Annotated in this window: 8 protein-coding genes; all 8 read right to left on the bottom strand. The window is 43.0% G+C overall.

Annotated features, from left to right (window positions below):
* Positions 1-8: 8 nt before the first annotated feature.
* Positions 9-4,349, bottom strand: coding sequence for a carbohydrate-binding protein (locus QFZ80_RS08255; RefSeq protein ID WP_307547540.1), 4,341 nt, complete (start codon positions 4,347-4,349; stop codon positions 9-11).
* 245 nt (positions 4,350-4,594) lie between these two features.
* Positions 4,595-5,938: an alpha-L-fucosidase gene (locus QFZ80_RS08250; RefSeq protein WP_307558303.1), complete on the bottom strand. Its 1,344-nt coding sequence runs from the start codon at positions 5,936-5,938 to the stop codon at positions 4,595-4,597.
* Positions 5,939-6,298: 360 nt separating this feature from the next.
* Complete coding sequence (locus QFZ80_RS08245) at positions 6,299-8,671, bottom strand: right-handed parallel beta-helix repeat-containing protein (RefSeq protein WP_307558301.1); 2,373 nt, start codon at positions 8,669-8,671, stop codon at positions 6,299-6,301.
* Positions 8,571-9,497: a hypothetical protein gene (locus QFZ80_RS08240; RefSeq protein ID WP_307558299.1), complete on the bottom strand. Its 927-nt coding sequence runs from the start codon at positions 9,495-9,497 to the stop codon at positions 8,571-8,573. Before QFZ80_RS08240 ends, QFZ80_RS08245 begins: the two co-directional genes overlap by 101 nt.
* A gap of 257 nt (positions 9,498-9,754) precedes the next feature.
* Positions 9,755-14,455: an OmpL47-type beta-barrel domain-containing protein gene (locus tag QFZ80_RS08235; protein WP_307558297.1), complete on the bottom strand. Its 4,701-nt coding sequence runs from the start codon at positions 14,453-14,455 to the stop codon at positions 9,755-9,757.
* Positions 14,456-14,627: 172 nt separating this feature from the next.
* Complete coding sequence (locus tag QFZ80_RS08230; protein WP_307558295.1) at positions 14,628-16,232, bottom strand: ABC transporter substrate-binding protein; 1,605 nt, start codon at positions 16,230-16,232, stop codon at positions 14,628-14,630.
* 87 nt (positions 16,233-16,319) lie between these two features.
* Positions 16,320-17,213 (bottom strand): carbohydrate ABC transporter permease, encoded by an 894-nt coding sequence (locus QFZ80_RS08225; protein WP_307558292.1) that lies wholly within the window; start codon positions 17,211-17,213, stop codon positions 16,320-16,322.
* Between the two features lie 35 nt (positions 17,214-17,248).
* Complete coding sequence (locus QFZ80_RS08220) at positions 17,249-18,217, bottom strand: ABC transporter permease (RefSeq protein WP_307558290.1); 969 nt, start codon at positions 18,215-18,217, stop codon at positions 17,249-17,251.
* Positions 18,218-18,404: the final 187 nt, after the last annotated feature.

Raw genomic sequence — 18,404 nt, 5'->3', positions numbered from 1 at the left:
TCTTCTTTTTAAGGTAATTCTGACTGAACACTTATGTCATCGAAATAAACGGTACCCGTCGAACCACCACCCCAATAGTCCCCTAATCGGATAACGTCAAAGCCCGTTTGAGACGTGGACGTCTTAACCAGTGTTTCATCGATGTATAATTTGACATCAGTGCCAGAGCGGTAATCGAAAACCAACTGGTGCCAACCAGTTGTTCGGTCGATAGTGGTCGCTGTGTTCGTACTGCCAACGCGGTATACATACTTACTAGTTGATGTAGGCGTATCTACACCTAATCCGACTTGCGTGGATGACGTGCCTTTGTCGACAAAAGCCGATGTTCTCAAATTATTATCGGTTGCATCATCATAAAACCACACTACACCGACTTGATTTGTCGTTGCACCTATCGCATGTTGGATAACATCCATATCTTCATTAACTTCATAGCTATAGCTTCCTTTAGGAATTAATGGAGTGCCTGTACTTGCTGTACCGTTAACGGTAGTCCAGTTGGCAAATCCGGATTCAAATCCGTCAGTGAAATCCACCGTATAAGCTTTAAAATCATCGAAATAAACGTCGCCTGTTGACGTTGACCTCCACCAATCCCCCATGGCTACCATACTATAAGCAGTAGTCCCTGTAGGGGAAGCAATTAATGTTCCGTCAATGTACATATCCACTTTTGTACCCGATGTGTAATCCCATTTGAATTCGTGCCAGCCGCTTAAACGGGGAATAGTAGTTGCCTTAACAGTACCACCGACCCTATAAACATAATTAGTGACAGAGGTAGGCGTATCCACGCCGATTCCACGCCAACCCGTACTATCATTCCATGTACCATTATCAACTCGTGCAAATGTTTTCATTCCTGTATCTACTGCATCATCATAAAACCAAAGCGTAGCGATTTTATTAACGCTAGAACTAACCTTTTGGTAAATAACATCCATATCTTGATCAACTGCGTAGCTTTTGCTGCCTCCATGATAGACTGAAGTACTGCTACTTGCGGTACCGTTGCCGATCGTCCAGTTGCCAAAGCCGAATTCAAATCCGTCATTGATAAGAGCTGTGGACTGAGTCGTAAAATCATCGAAATAGACGTTGCCTGTAATCGATGACCCCGACCAATCGCCCATTGCTACCAAACTAAAAGCAGTCACTCCCGCAGGCGAAGCAATAAGCGTTCCATCGATATACATATCCACTTTCGTACCCGATGTGTAATCCCATTTGAATTCGTGCCAGCCAGTTGAGCGGGCAATATTAGAATTCGTCAGAGTTCCGTCGATTCTATAGAAATAATGATCGGGATAATAATTCGTATCAACGCCGATTGAACGCCATGTTGTTCCATTTTCATTCCAGTTAGCAGCATCGTCAACTCGTGCTTGTGCTCTTACTGACGTATCTGCTGCATCGTCGTAGAACCAAAGCGTTGCGACTTTATTCACCTTTGAAGTAGCCTTCTGGTAAATAACTTCTGTATCATCATTTATTGGGAAACTGGAATCACCAAGATGCTTCTCTGCCGTAGTCGTTGTTGAAGTTCCCCTTCCGGTAGCCCACTTGCTTGTGCCGGATTCAAATCCGTCATCCTCAAGCGCAGTCTTCGTTATAAAGTGGTCTTTAAGCAATCCTACATTGTCGATATATGCTGAGTAATCACCGTCCGGCTTATTCACATATACGGTTGCGCTAGTATTCGTTGCACCGGTCGTAAATTTGATTTGATATTCGCTTGATCCCCACGATGTCGAGTTTACAGATGTCGTAACATCAGTTCCTCCATAATTTGTAACACCTAGCGTTACATCATCAGCCATATTTGAATTCCAAAGCTTAAAGCCATCAAAGAGAGCTATATTTCCTGTTCCTTTGAAAACTAGGTAAACGTCTTGCATACCTGTTGCAGCGCTGATATCCGTATCTTGCCATTTCCATATACTATCGTAATTGGCAAGGTCTACGGTCCCGAGCAGTGTTCCAGTCGTACTGCCTAGCCGAATTTCAATGCTTCCACTGTCAACCGTTGTATTGATTCCTGCGGACAATTTATTATATTTGGCAGTGGCACCAAAGTCGATGTTATTGAAAACCAGGTAATCGTCATTTTGCATAGGACCCACATATTTAGCATCTCGATAGACTCTAAAATCGCCGTTTGTATAATCCCAATGTGCGCTGCCGCTGCCACTACTGTAGTCTTCTGCTTGCGTTGTTAATCCGTTGATCTTGGCCCAAGCCGAGAAGACATAATTGGTGTTCGGTTGAAGTCCCGTTATTGTTTGTTCGATCTTGTCTCCTGCCTCTAGATACGCAGCTTTCTTATGCATCCGGCTCATCGAGTTCGTTTTATAATCCCAAGATGCTCCTGTAGCTAAGGAAGGCGAGCCAGCTGCAGATGTCCAAGAGGCTAAAGTACCAGACTCGAAGCCTCCATCATTTACTCTATTGCTATATTCAATCTCGTTGAGTGCAAACGTCGGATTGGGAGGACTCGAGAAGTTATGACCGGCTGTCCAATCGACGCCACCAAATTCAAATGCCCCAACATCTGGTTGATTTCCTACATACCCATCTGTTACTCCCCCTATCACTCTGCCTCCATCAATGCACGCTGAGCCAGACTGAAGACGAAAATCGTAGGAAGCCGTATTCACATACGAGCAGTTGGTAAATATTTGGTTGGAGGTTACATCGGCCTCGCCGCTAATTGCAACACTGCTTATGATGTTGTTATAGACTTTATCCCCATACGTATCACCGGCATAGGAATTAGGTGCCCCATTTTGTAAATTACTCGCATTGTAGACTGTATTATTAAAAACAAGATTGAAGTTACTTGGTGAATTTAAAAGTAACCCTGGATTAATGTTATAAATAACGTTCTTGTACATAATCAAATTTTCGGTAAAGGCATCCGCGTATAAACCACCTGCGAATGAAGGCGCTTTGTTATCATGGATCCGGTTGTGGTGAATTTGTGTATTCTGGTATTCCCCATTACCAAGTGCTAATACCCCGGAATCTGTTGTTGTCAAATTAGCAATACTGAAATCGTTATACTGAATGGAACTTGCTCTAGGAAACCCTCTTATGAGACCCCGTGAAGCTCGATTAACGGTATTATGACTGATCAATTGGTTACTTCCGTCTGCTTGAATGGGAGCAGCATTGCTTGCTTCAAAAGTGACATCATGAATATAGTTATTAATAACGCTGTTATGTGAACCAGACATCGTAATAGCATTTCCATACATATTCTTAATTTCTGAATCACGGACAGTATTGTAGGTTCCGCCAAGCAAGATGCCCTGACCTCGAGCGAATTCCGGACTGCTCTGAGATGAATAATCCAGATCTGTTGTTTCAATGATGGCTTTGGCAATGGTACTATGACTGCCGCCATTTGTCGTAATTTGAGCCCCGTAAGCGTTTACACCAGAAAATGTAATGTAGGATTTATTGGACAAGTCAATCGCATAATTCCTACTCTTGGCTTCAACTATATGATTAGCCGGGCTGTCCCCTCCAGGTACCCATAGATATAAGGTATTCGTAGCGCTATCCCGATACCATTCCATTTGTTGGTCTAGCGCATTCAGCGAATGGAAAATATAATATTCATTTCCTCCAGTAGGATAATAACCGGAAGAGGTCCAAGCAAATGGAGCGAAATGTAATTTATTGGTCGGACTACCTTCGTGGTTCGTAATTGTACTGATAAATGCATAATATTCATGTCCACTTATTGCATATACTTTGGCTCCGTTCCAATAGCCAGGAGCAAAAGAAGATAGTGCAGCATCTGTAATGGTGTACTCCGTAGCTGAACCCGTACCCGAGTCGACTGAAGCAAATCCTGATCTCAATAAAGGGTCACTGGCATTCGGCCACCTGGCTTCATGGGCCGGTTGACCGTCCACATATATAATGTCCCCATCCCCAGAATTGATAGTCCAGTTCATGGGTGCTTTATAAACGGATCCGGCATGCTGAGTCCAAACAGTGACTAAATCACCACCACTTACATTTACGGTCTCTCCGTTGTAATTTTGGAAGGTAATTGGATTACCTGCTGAACCGGAATATGCTGGTGTTACGGTTTCTCTATAGGTCCCTCCACGTATATATACGGTATCTCCCGCCTGTGCTAACGATGCTGCTTTTTGAATCGTTTGAAAAGGTGCCCCGAGCGTCAACCCATTATTCGCATTATCATCTCCAGAGGTGGAGACATAATAGATGTTACCCGTAGCATTTGCGATATTCGATCTCGTCAAATCCACAGAACATAATGCGAAAAGCAAACTGAAACAGATCATGATGTGCCAACTTTTTTTAGTCATACTTTCACTCCTCAACTTGTCTTTTATTGCAAGATATCTGTCTGTGCAGAGTTAAACCAATCTTTACTTGTTCCCCCTATCCTTAATTTTATAAGTACACTTATATGTGAGAGGCTGCTCATGAAACAGGACAACACGAACAGCCTCTGCCACCCATATAGTAAAGAGGAGTCAATGCTTGCTCTAATATGAGACAATGACTCCTTTGTCTCAATGACATTATCCTCCTGTGTTACGTATCGAAATCATAACTGAAGCTCCACAATGTCCACTGTCTCCCTGCTCCATGATGCAGGCAGCTCAAGAGTGAATCGGTGGTCTGAGTCGTTCCAGGCAAAAGTCAAATCTTGCCCGTTACGAAGCAGTCGAACGGAAGTCGGCTTGGAAATGCATTCCACCGTAACCGGACCCGTGTGCTCCGGCAGAAGATGCAGGTACCAGATGTTGCCACGCTTCGTTACGGGAACACTGCTGTACTCCTGATAATCATCGCTCTCCACGCCGAAGACTGCCTGACGATGTGCGCTCATCCATTGCTTTATTTCATCAAAGCGTACGAGCACGTCACTTGGCAGTGTGCCGTCCGGCTTGGGGCCTATGTTAATCAGGAAGTTGCCGCCCCATGCGCGTACGCGGGACAGAAGAGACAGCATCCAAGCCGTTGGTCTGTAGGCCTCACTCTTATGTGTATATCCCCATATTCCCGTGGGATGACTACTCCAAACGTCGCAATGCTCCCATATTTCCTTGGGCTTAGATGTGATGGTTTTCACCCAGTTGTAACACTCGGAAGTAATAAAATCTCCGACGCCATGCATTCTCGGACTGATGATGATTCCCGGCTGCAGTTTGCGGATTTCTTCGATTGAGATCGCGTCTTTCACATCTAATCCGCCGTCAAACCAGATGATATCGACTTCGCCGTATTCCGTGAGAAGTTCGGTGATTTGCCCTCGGACATATTGCCGGTATTGCTCTTCCCAGCCCTCCGGCTTGGCGGGCAGCTCAATAGGTTCGTGCCCAAGTCCCAACGCCGGTCCTTCCCCTTTACTGTGTTTATATCCAAAAGACATATTCGCTCTGTTGTAATACCAATCAGGTGGAGAATAATAGAGCCCTACCTTCAAGTTGTTGCGTCGGCATGATTCGACGAACGGACGTACCAAATCGCGGCTGTCCATGTGTGTTCGGGTTCCGTACTCACCGTATCGGCTTGGCCACATCGTATAGCCGTCATGATGGCGCGTCGTCAGCACGGCGTAAGTAAAGCCGGCGTCGGCAGCGGGCTTCAACCATAGATCGGGATCGTAGTTCTCAGGATTGAACTTCTCCGCCAATTTGAAGTAATCCTCGGGTTTCACTCGGTTAGGGCTTGGATCCCAGGGCGTTTTCCCCCACGAGTGCTCGCAATCCCCGTGAACGCTGGAGATCCCCCAATGGATGAACAATCCGAGCCCCGCTTTCTTGAACCATTGCGCACCTGAATGGGAATTGCTTACGAATTCCCCCTCAATCTGCGTACTTGCAGCTCCGATCATTTGATGTTGGTCTTGTACGGCATTGCCGTCATTGCCCTTTGTCTTAGTCATGGTTCTCTCATCTCCTAAGTCTTTGATTCACATTTCGTTGTTATGCCTAGATGTATCCGCTTTCAAAGATACAACTTCATGCCTCCCTGTTCCATAATCATTAATCGTGTATGATTTATAATAAAAAAAAGATAGAAAGACAATTTCTGGAGCGAATATGCGAAGCACCCTTTTTTATTTATGAAATATGACATTCGCTACTTAACCCTAGTAGAAAGGAGCCATTGCTATTACTTACAATGACTCCTTTCTATGAATGATCTTACTTTAATTTTACGAAATAGGACTACTTATGAATAGGGAGTCAAAATAAAGATAATAATATTAAATTGTTATTCTGAGTAATAAAGGTTACTAAAATCAATTAAAGTAACTTTTTTCATCTATTATGCTGTAAGGAATTACATTCACATCATCAAAATAAACAGTTCCTGTATTTCCTGACCACCAGTCACCGATAGAGATTTGATTGAATTCCGTCATTCCAGTAGGAGATGCAACAAGTACACCATCGATATACATGTCGACTTTCGTGCCTGAGGTGTAATCCCATTTGAATTCATGCCATCCCGTAGTTCGAGATATGGAAGTCGCCGCATAAGAGCTGCCAATACGTGTCGCGTATTTGGTTGTAGAGGTTGGTGTATTCACGCCTAAACCTCTCCACTGCGAGTCACTCCAAATCGTATTATCTACTTTGGCCATCGTCTGCAAGCTCGTGTCAGCAGCATCGTCATAGAACCATAGGGTCACGACTGAGTTTTCACTTGAACTAAAGGAATGCGTTATGGCGTCCGTGTCTTGATCAATGATATAGCTATTACTTCCAGAATGAGCCTGAGCCGTACTTGTGCTGCTGGTACCTTTCGCAGCTGTCCAGTTGCTAAGCCCACTCTCAAAGCCATCATTAAATGGATTGGTGATGCTAATATCATCAAAATACACCGTACCGGTATTACTAGTCCACCAGTCACCCATGGAGATCTGATTGAAGTTTGTCACTCCGGTCGGGGAAGCAACCAGTATTCCATCGATGTACATATCCACTTTGGTTCCTGAGGTGTAGTCCCACTTCAATTCGTGCCACCCCGTGGTACGCGTTACTGATGTTGCCGTAATAGGACCGTTAATACGTGTCACGTATTTGGTGGTCGATGTAGGGGTATTCACGCCTAAACCTCTGAATACCGTAGCGTCGCTCCATATGGTGTTGTCCACCTTGGCCATCGTTTGCATAGACGTGTCACTAGCATCATCATAGAACCACAGGGTTACGATTTTGTTAATGTTCGTGCTGAATGAATGCGTAATCACATCCGTATCTTGATTGATCACGTAGCTATTGCTGCCGGAATGAGCTTGAGCGGTACTCGTAGACGCAGTTCCTTTAACCGCAGTCCAACTCGTAAGTCCATTTTCAAATCCATCAAAGACTAATTCCTTGTACAACTGAGTAGCTTCGTTGGAATTTCCACTGGTCAAACCAGCTGAAGTTCGTGACTTCACTACGTAATAATAAGTAGTTCCGGGTGTACCCGTTGCATCACCGCAGGTCGTCGTCGTTACCGCACTGCACACAGTCGTTGTGTAAGGGCCGCCTTGCACCGTTGAACGCAATACGTCGTAGCTCGAGGCATTGTTCACATTTAGCCAGGACAAGTTCACTTGGGATCCCGTGAATGAAGTCGTTAAACCGAGAGGTGTGACCGCATAAGGGAAGCTTGCTTTAATGCCGATATTCGCATAATCCATCAGTGAGTCGTTAAATCCTGCTTGCCAGCTTACATTGGTAAGGGTATGACCGCTTGAGGAGTTCGTACGGTAAGGAACACCCTGCGTGTTGGTTATTTTCATATTACTGAATACTTGACCTGAAGATTCATTGTCCATAAACAAGCCGTTCGGGACATAATCTTGCATGGATGGATCAGCATACACATGATCAATGGTCACTTGATCCACTGTGTTAGCAGCTGCACTACGACCCCAGGAATAGATGGAAGCCGTATCTCCACTGTCTTGAGACGTATTAGAAATCTTTAAATATTTCATCACATTGTTCTTTAAATAAATATTTGTTGTAGCGATGCCCACATAAGTGTCAAAGGCAACTGCGTAGCGAGGAGAATTGTAGATTTCGCTGTACGAAACCTCATTGCTTCCACTGTTCATCAAATATACGCCGCTACCATTACCGACCAATTCACCTACATCATGAATGACATTGTTCGTTATGAGGTTATTTTTGCTTACATCGCCTTCACCCGGGTACTTGCCTTCAAGAATAACTCCCGAATGTCCGGCATGCTCAATCAAGTTTCCACTGACGGTGTTGTTCTGGTTGTAAAACAGCATGTAGACAGCCGAATAACCGGAATTACGGAAGTGTGAGTTGGTAATCGCAATATGGTCCGTATTTTGCAATAACAGCATCCCTGTTCGGTGCTGCGGCATAGTCATCTGCCTGTCATATTGCGGAAACGTGTGGCCTTCTCCAGAATCGCCGTTATTCGGCCAAGCATGTCTGTACCAGTCCGTAAAATCAGTGTCCTGGAAGCTTAATCCATCCAATTGAACGTGATGTATGCGACTGCTTTCCGAAGCGCCTTGAAGAGAAATGAGGCTTTTCACTTTAGGTGCGATGATGGTTTGCTGCGAGATTGATCCATCTTTTTGACCAGTAATATAAATAACCAGACGTCGTATCCAGATAGAACTCACCAGGTTGGTCAAGAAGCGCCAGTGCCCCTTGGATCACATATCGCGAGTTGGCTCTATTCAAATAGCGCGTAGATTGAGATAATGAGATTTGTCTAGTTGAGGTATTGATGGAACTGATAGGAACCGTATCTGTGAACCAGGCAGCAGGTCCAAGTGACCAGACGAATAACTGTGCATCTGTCAAATCCCAGCCAGTTGGATCAAGGTCTCCTGATTTATACTGGAGTACCGTGGAGGAATTACTATTTTCACTATAAAGATACGGTGCTTTTGCTGTGACATAGTTAGCATCTGGCGTATAATTCGGATAACGGGCTTTAATCGCCCTAGTGCCATTCTCGTATAGGGTGTCGAACCTCCAACCTGTTCCCACATTGACTTTATAAATGTTTCCTGAATGCAGAGTCCAGCCTGTAATTGGTTGACCACCAATCAATTTGGCGCTGCCTACAGCATCCTTATTTTTGTAGATGATATTGAACCCGTTTGAGCCGGAATCTGCTTCTGTGAATTGGATCGTACTGGTGACATAATAGTCACCTGCTGCTACGTACACGACAATATCACCCGTCATGTTAGCATTAAGACTGTTGGTGCGGATATAATCTCGGGCTTTCTCAATAGTCGCCCAAGGGTTCCCGGATGAGCCGTTACCTGTTGTGTCGTTGCCTGTTGGTGAAACATAGAACGTATCCTGCACGGCAGCGTGTGCTGTTTGAATTGGAGCTAAACCGACGAACAAGGAACAGATGATCAAGCAGATGAAATGAATCATTCCCACCTTTCTTGTAAACGCTTTCTTTCCGAGCCAAAAGTTTTGTACTAACTTGGATGTCATTGTCATTCCTCCTTAGTTAAATTTTTAAAGCTCTTTCACCAACCAACAATCGTTTGATCACCACCTTTCATTTATATCTTTAATTTTATGAAACAGTGGTCTATATGAATAGGGAGACAAAATAAAGATATGGACGTTAAATTGATTTTCTCGACATAAAATATGACTCCAACAAAAAGAGAAAAAGCAGAAGCCAATGGCTCCTGCTGCTGAAAGCTATAGAGTTAATTTTCCATTTGAAACATCATAAAATCACACTATTTTTGTAAGAAATTTGCATCCCTAAGCAAATAGGCTGCTGCCTCATTTGAAATATGCTTGCCGCTTTGAGCCTGCACTTCATTTATGAAGCTATTCAAGTTACCTTTTTCGAGTTTTTTCTGTAAGCTATTAGCAATTCCGCCGTTATCAATCCCGTTGTTACCGCTGAAGCGAGTTACCAATGCCATTAAAGAATCGATATTGGTGATGGTCTGGAATGTCACCGTCACACTTTGCGTATTCCCCGCCAGGTCACTCGATGTCACTGTAAGCGTGTGTGTGCCAAGCGCTAACGAATAGAGCGGAATCGTTGTTGCTTGCTGCACAGTCATGCCATCTAGTGTAACAGTTGTCAAGTTGTTATCCACTCCTGACAAATCATCGGTCACGTTAAATTGCAGCGTTAAATCCCCTGAATCGTTATAGCTATTGTCTTTAACAGGCGAAGAGATGGTAACGCTCGGCATGTGTGCGTCCAGATTGAACGAGATGTTCCGTGCTGTTTCCACGTTCCCCGCGTTGTCAACCGATCGATACATGATGATATAACTGCCATCTTGATTTATGGTTACCGGTGCCTGGTAAGTTTGCCAGTTAGCGCCTTCATCTACGCTGTATTCCATTGTGGCCACGCCTGATAAAGTATCTTCGGCAGCTAGGCTTACCGTCACCTCATCTACATACCACCCATTCTGTCCATCAGGAGAGGCAGCTGTCACTGCTGCTGTAATGACAGGTGCGGTTCTATCGATTTTGATTGTTACTGATTTCTGAGTTTCCTGATTGCCTGCAGCATCGATGCTGTAATAATTGAGCTCATTCAAGCCTTCTTCATCAATTTGAACCGTATTTCCTTCTGCGAACAGACTACCATTTAGGCTGTAAAAGGTTTGCGCAACGCCACTGCCTTCATCCGTTGCTGTTAACTGGATCGTCTGTGCATCTTGATGCCAACCACTTTGCGCATCATCCGTCGTCACAGGCGAAGTAATATCCAATATGCGAACCGTCACTGTGGAGACATCTGAATTTACAACTCCATCATTTACGATGAAACTAAATGTATCTGAGCCAATCACATCAGGGTTTGGCGTATACGTAAACTCTCCAGTTGACGGATTCGTAACCACTGCCGTTCCTTGCGTACCATTGCTCACAATGCTGTAAGTCAGCGGATCTCCGTTTGCATCGCTTGCAGATAAAATTCCGCTAATAGCTCTATTTTGCGGAGTCGTCAATTCAGAGCTTACGCCAACAGGCTTACTATTGGCATCTTTGATACTGATATCATCAAAATACACGGTGTTCGGATTTCCAGACCAAAAATCTCCTATTCTTATCTTGTTGAAACTAGTCACGCCAGTCACGCCTGCCGGTGGTGTAATGAGTATCCCATCGATATACATATCCAGTTTCGTACCAGAGCTATAGTCCCACTTGAACTCATGCCAGCCTAGGCTTCTGTTTACGGTTGTTGCCGTAATTCCACCACTTAGTCGCAATGAATATTTAGTTGTCGAAGTCGGTGTATTAACCATGATTGCCCGATTCGTTACCCCATCATCCACAAACGCTGCCATTTGCACGTTCGTCTTGTTGAGATTGTCATAAAACCACATCGTAACCACTTTGTTGTAGCTAGTTTCGAAATTTTGAGTGATGTTATCAACATCTTCATTGACAATATAGCTGTTATTGCCGGAATGCTTCACTGCTGTAGAAGTCGATTTAGAACCTGCTGATGCTACCCAGTTACCCAATCCGTTTTCAAAGCCCTCCAATGCGTTTAAGGATTGATAAACAGGAGCTGTGGTTGTACTCTCTGCCAAACCAAACTCATCCACATAACCTCTCAATCCGCCGCCACCAGTTTTAGTTGCATATATGGTAGCACTGGTACTGTTTGACCCTGTTGTAAAGGAAAAATGGTCAGGACGACTTCCTGCACCGACAACGTTATTGCCAGCATTTATGGTACTTTTACTTAATGTCTTTGGAGTACCACTGTTATCAAATCCGCTAGCTCCCAATACAAGGCTGTCCGTAGCAGGATTAGGGTTAGAATTAAATAATGTAAAGTCACCGAAATAACAATTGATAGCCGTCGCTGGATTGGTGTTAGAAAATACCAAATAAACGTCATGCGTCCCTGCTACCGAAGAAAGCGGTATACTTCTTCTATAGAACCATTGACCATTTTGTGCTGTGTCTAAGTTCATTGTATCCGTGGCAACTAGAGTACCCGTAGTAGGGCTATCAATATACATTTTAATTGTACCGGTACTGGAATTAGCGACTGTACCAAAGTACACGGAGTTGTACAGCGCAGAGGACCCAAAATTAATTTGATTGAATTTTAGGGTAGTCGTCGTACCCGGAATGATGTAACTATTCATTGAACGGTATTTCGTATTCGTAACAGGTGTGCTTGCGGCGGTATCCATGGTGCTTGCCAATACCTGTTGTCCCATTACCTTACCCCAAACACTAACGTTATAAGTGGTGTTTGGTTTCAGCCCTGTAACCGTCTGGGAAATCTTATCTCCATCGTTCAGGACAACACCGTAAGAACCACTTCTTATCAAACCGCTGGTTCTAAAATCCCATCCGTTTTGTGTTACGATTTGAGGAGAGCCGGTGGTAGTCCAACCACTCATATCACCAGTAGGGAAACCGCCATTTACAAGCAATTGCTTGTAAGGAATATTATGAAGCTGGAAAGTTGGATTGATATTGGCAGCATTGGCTAAGTCGCTTCCCGCTTTCCATGTCACTCCGGGCTGAATAGCGCCCATGACAGGGTAAGTGGAAGTGAATCCGTCAGTAACACCGGGTAACACAACACTACGGTAGTCGTTCGGGTTCTTCAAAGCAAAATTGTTGCCAGCAGCATTTACAAACATAGGAGCAAGAGCTGAACTAGTACCTATGGTATTAAATTGTTCAAAGGAGCCACCTGAGGTCTGAGAGTTGTAAGTATTTGCCGCAAAAATATTGCCGACGACCGTGGTTCCGAAAGAGCCTGTTCCATCATAGGCAGCACCCCAGCTGCTAAGACTTGTAGGGCAGTTGTATACCGTATTATTTAACAAAATCATGCGTTCATTGGGGGTGTTGATTAGGAAACCCACACTAACGTTATAAACGATGTTGTTATAAACCGCGGCATTGAAGGACACATTATCGAAATAAATGCCTTCACCTGCAGTATCATGCACGGTATTGTGGTGGATCTCTGAGCTGCCAAAATCGCTGTTTGAGACGTAAAACACACCGCCGTCATAGGAAATCTTCATACAATCATGTATGTCATTGTACTGGAATATTGAACTGGTGAAAAAACCGCCAATGGCAGCACGTCCTCCGTTGTACACACTGTTATGACTAATCAGATGATTGTACCCATTAACGTTTATACCGTCGGCATAAAGTCCATAACGATTAAAATCGTGAATGTCATTATTAATCACATTGTTATCATGGCCTTTGACAATGATCCCAAATCCATACATATTTTTAATTTCACAATCGCGAACGGTGTTGTGGTCGCCATCCAATGTAAAGCCAGAAACAAAACCACCCAAAGTTGTATTAGCAGCAAAGGGTTGGTTAGTGGAATCGACCATTTCAATGGTAGCGCCCTTGAATGTGTTGGAGCTGGAATTCGCAAAGTTGATACCGGCAGAACGTATATTAATTCCACTGATGGTAATACCTGTACGACTGGATAAGTCGAAAACATACTCTCTACTCTTCGCCTCAATAGTCCCAGTATTTGGATCCGCTCCACCTGGTACAGATACATACAAATTTTTGTTCGCAACATCCTTGTACCATACTGCTGTAGGTACGCCACTTACCGGATTTGCCACATCATGAATCAATGCATTATAAGAGTTAGTGATATAAAAACCAAAACCTGGATTGCCGCTTTGTGGATAGTAACCGGAAGCCGTGTAAGGCCACTCAACCTGCAAGGTATTTCCGGTGTTACCCGTAATCTTTCCGGTGTACACCACGAATCCATTATTTACCGAGGAAACAAGCAAAGCCCCTTGCAAATCATTTGCTATTGTAGAAGGCACCGTGTACGAGCTACTAACCGCAACGCTGTTAAATTGTAAATTAGCTCCTCCGTTTGTTGCAACAGGACTGCTAGGATTGGATGTATATTTTGCGTATTTTGTCTTGTCAAACATCTTACTGTCCGGGATGTTAGGCCATCTTGCCGGACTCAACGATGTGGTATTCCCACTGGCATCCGTATAATAGACAATATTGCCATAACCGTTATTGTAATCCCAACCCATAGGTGCCGAATAGATGGCAGCATTTGTTGCTGTGGGCGTCCATCCAGTGACCAAATCACCTCCGGACAAGGTAACTTTGTCACCATTGTAGTTCTGAAACGTCACCCCATCACTTTTAGGTATGACTGTTTCACGGTAAACACCGGCCATAATTTTGACTTTGTCGCCAGAAACCGCAACATTGGCAGCTTTTTGGATCGTCTTAAAAGCTGCCAATGTGGACTGACCATTGTTAGAATCGTTTCCGTTCGTGCCATCAACATAGAAGTTTGTTTCCGTCGATGCAAAAGTTTTTGACGGTATCGATAAAACTGGTGTGCAAATCATTATCACCGCTAATACCAGGGCCATCCATTTATAAGTCTTAGTTGCACTTGCTTGAAGCATTCTCATTACCTCCTATTTGCAATTTGTAAGCGTTGTCATCGTCTAATAACAATAACTATATCCCTCTTGATTCGTGCTCTCAAAACGGAATTGACTTTCCATACAAAAAGGGGCATTACTTGCTCTGTTAACAAGCAATGCCCCCTTTCTTTCAAATGTTTACTTCAAATTATTATTTTGTTTTAAAGAATTCGTCGATTTGCTTTTGAAGTTCAGCTATTACTTTGTCTGAGCCTGCTTTTTTCATTTTGTCGATAAACTCCTTATACTTTGCATCAGAGTCAGCAACTGCCCCTGATTCTAGGACAAGAGCATTAACTGTACCTTGATACTCTTTAACAACAGCCGCAATTTGTGCAAGCTCTGTTTTAATTGGATCAAGAGTAGGCTTATAACCAAGTAGAGGAGAAATGGTAGCACCGGCATTGATATCCTTCCAAATTTGTGTAAAATTGGCTGGGTTAGCTTGCGTTTCGTAACTATTCGCCGTATTGCCAGAACCCCAGTTTTGTATACCATATTTAGCATCTGCAGTCCCTTGGCCTGAGTAACCGATTGTTTCAATTTTGTTATCGGAAATTTTCTTATAATGCTTGCCTTCAATTCCCCAAACAAGAAGGTTATACAATTCTTTACCCTTCACTGTATCTAATAAATTAATAAGCTGCATAGCGCGTTCTGGATTTTTGGATGTTCTTGGAATAGCTAAATTTGTGCTATCGGATAATGCAGAAATCGTATACTTCTCTTCCATAGGAATTACTTGAATCGGGAAGCCATATCGAGTACTATCCGTCTTTGATTGATCTTCAATGCTACCGATTAAAGAATGGAACCAAGCAATGTTACCGTCCGGCTTGCCTTCATCTTGACGTTGATTTTGCAAGCTCAATATATCTTTACGGATGTAACCTTTGGCATACCAGTCCGTCATTGTTTTAATAAACAGTTGCTCTTGCGGTGTGTCATACCAATTGATAACCTTTAAGCTTTTCGGGTCTTTCAAATCACCAACCAGTTTGAAAGGAGCGGTTGCTGAGATTAAAATATTGTGATGCTGCATACTTGTAAGTACATTCGGGCTAAATCCTTTGCGTAATTGGTTGTTCGCTTTTAATTTCTCCAGGTAGCCTTCGATGACAGCGAAAGACTCTTTGGAAACTGGACCATTCTTATAAAAGGTTTCCTGTGCTAGCTTCGGATCGATGTATCCTTTATCAATAAACTCTTTCGGTACACGCAGGGTTGGACGGCTATCTACAGCTTGCTGATAGTTTGGAATCGCATACAATTTACCGTTTACACGAGCGCGGTCCAATACCCAAGAAGGTATTTCTTTCATAAGCTCAGGTGCGTATTTATCAACCAATGCATCCAACTCCATATAAGATCCTTTGTTGACCTCGCTTGGATAATCCAATGCATATCCTGTCCATGCAATATCAATCGGCTCTGCTGAAGCTGCCATCAGCTTCCATTTGTCAGCGTATTCCGCAGGAGTAACGGGTACGAATTCTACCTTTGTGTTTGGCAATAATGTTGCCAATTTCTTGTTAAACTCATCCCAAACCTCTTGTGCATCTGCTTGCTTACCTGGACTTAACTGCACAAACTTTAGTATCACCGGCTTAGCTGCTTCTGTAGCTACAGGTGCAGGTGATGCATTGGTGTTTGTACTTGGTGTCTCGGTAGCAGTTTTACCGCAACCAGATAATATTAACGCTGTAGCCATACTAAGAACAATCGTCTTGCTAAACACACTTTTAAGCGTTTTCATTTGTTATCCCCCTAATGATCTGCTCGAATATTATATTATACAGTTATGGAACATAGCTACATGTCCATACTTGGTATAAACAGGTAATCAACCTTTTACAGCTCCAACCGTAAGTCCTTTTGAAAAATATTTTTGGAAGAATGGAAATACCATCAGAAGTGGTCCAGCTGCCACGATCGCCATTGCAAATCTAATTGATTCCGATGGCAGCTTATACAGATTTACATTCTCCATATTTAAGTTATACGTCATTGAAGTTTTAAGGAATTCCATTTCCATTAAGATTCGTTGCAGCAGAAATTGCAAGGTGTACAGCCTCTCATCACGTATATAAATTAAGGATGTAAACCAATCATTCCATTTGTCCAGTAGAACGAACAAAGCGATGGTCGCAAGAGCTGGTTTAGACAGCGGAAGAATAATTTGCCAATAGACTCGAAACTCACTAGCCCCATCCATTTTGGCCGATTCAACCAGCGCATCCGGTAAGCCTTGAAAGAATGTACGTAAAATAATGATATAGAAAGCATTGGCAAGCGTCGGTAGAATATACACCAAGATCGTATTATTAATATGAAGATACTGGGTAATAAGAATATAGCTTGGAATCAGTCCGCCACCGAACAGCAAAGTGAAGAAAATAAAGAGGACAATGGGTCTGCGTAGCTTAAAATTTCTTCTAGACAGCGCATAAGCGCAAGTGGACATGACGATCAATCCACAAATCATTCCACCAACTGCCTGAACGGATGTTGTTAGATAGGCATATAGGATTTGATGTGGCTTTCCGAATATAAGGCGATATGCCTCAAGATCAAACTCAACTGGGATTAACTTGTACCCATACTTCAACAATGATTCCTCATTGGAGAATGAGACAGCTATGACTAGAAGAAATGGAATGATAAACGCTAAACTGAACAGAATCATGAACAAATGAAGCAACGTATTACCAATATTAGCTCTGAATGACTTAGGCATTCTTAACCGCCTCCTACTTACTCATTTATACAAAATTAGAATAGAGCATTTTCCGGTCTTACTTTCGTTACAATCCAGTTACTGATCACGATTAGGATAAGTCCGACCACCGATTGGAACAATCCAACAGCAGCTGATATACCGAAGTCCCCTGCTCGTAATCCACGATATACGTAAGTGTCAATGACATCCGTTGTTGGATACAACACGCCGATATCCCTTGGTATTTGATAAAATAAGCCAAAATCTCCTCTAAACAGGTTACCAATCGCCAGAATGATAATGATAGTTAAAACAGGGCTAAGTGACGGAAGTGAAATAGCGAATATTTGTCTCATTTTTCCTGCACCATCAATTTTAGCCGCTTCAAACAATTCCGGGTCAACGCTCATTAAGGCTGCGTAATAAATGATGGAGCTTAATCCAACCGTCTTCCAAATTTCGACAGTGACGATAATATATGGCCAATAATTGGAATTGGAGTAAACATCTAGCGAATCAAAACCGAAAAATTGGATCAGTTGGTTGAAATAACCTAATGAGGGATTGAATAACGCATACGTCATATACCCAACTAGTACCCATGATAAAAATTTCGGCATAATCATAGATGTTTGATAGAATTTCAATGCCAATTTCCCACGAACCTCAAATAACAAGAGTGCAACTGTGACAGCTGCTATATTTCCCAAGACGATAAATACACTAGCATAGCTTACTGTATTTCTAGTAATCCGCCATGCATCCATGGATGTGAAGAAGTATTCGAAATTTTTGAAACCGACCCAAGAACTCCCTAGAATGCCATCGCTATACTTATAATCTTTAAAAGCGAGTATGACACCGAACATCGGCGTATAGTGAAAAATGAGGTAATATAGAATTGCCGGTAAGGTTAGGGCAAATAATGCTATATTCTCTTTAACTAATCGTCTAAATGAATTACTCCTGAAAGACTTTGCAACTGTTTTTTCAGGCATCTTATTTATAACCGTATCTCTCATACTGTTTCCCCCTCTGCATACTTAAATTTTAAGTAATTGGCGTATAATTGAATAGGGAGTCAAATTAAAGATACGGTTACGAAGTTGCGCAATTCGACAAATCGAGGACACTAAAAGCAATAAAAGTCACTTTTTTCAACTCTTTAAGCGATTCCCTAATGAAAGACTCCTATAACCATGTCACGTT

This window comes from Paenibacillus sp. V4I7, assembly GCF_030817275.1.
Lineage (GTDB): Bacteria > Bacillota > Bacilli > Paenibacillales > NBRC-103111 > Paenibacillus_E.
The sequence above is the reverse complement of the archived record's forward strand: the minus strand, read 5'-3'. Positions and strand labels throughout refer to the sequence as shown.

What these genes read in the sequence shown, in the direction of transcription:
- QFZ80_RS08220 (WP_307558290.1), bottom strand. Translation starts at nt 18,217, where the DNA reads ATGAGAGATACGGTTATAAATAAGATGCCTGAAAAAACAGTTGCAAAG.
- QFZ80_RS08255 (WP_307547540.1), bottom strand. Translation starts at nt 4,349, where the DNA reads ATGACTAAAAAAAGTTGGCACATCATGATCTGTTTCAGTTTGCTTTTC.
- QFZ80_RS08240 (WP_307558299.1), bottom strand. Translation starts at nt 9,497, where the DNA reads ATGACATCCAAGTTAGTACAAAACTTTTGGCTCGGAAAGAAAGCGTTT.
- QFZ80_RS08225 (WP_307558292.1), bottom strand. Translation starts at nt 17,213, where the DNA reads ATGCCTAAGTCATTCAGAGCTAATATTGGTAATACGTTGCTTCATTTG.
- QFZ80_RS08250 (WP_307558303.1), bottom strand. Translation starts at nt 5,938, where the DNA reads ATGACTAAGACAAAGGGCAATGACGGCAATGCCGTACAAGACCAACAT.
- QFZ80_RS08235 (WP_307558297.1), bottom strand. Translation starts at nt 14,455, where the DNA reads ATGCTTCAAGCAAGTGCAACTAAGACTTATAAATGGATGGCCCTGGTA.
- QFZ80_RS08230 (WP_307558295.1), bottom strand. Translation starts at nt 16,232, where the DNA reads ATGAAAACGCTTAAAAGTGTGTTTAGCAAGACGATTGTTCTTAGTATG.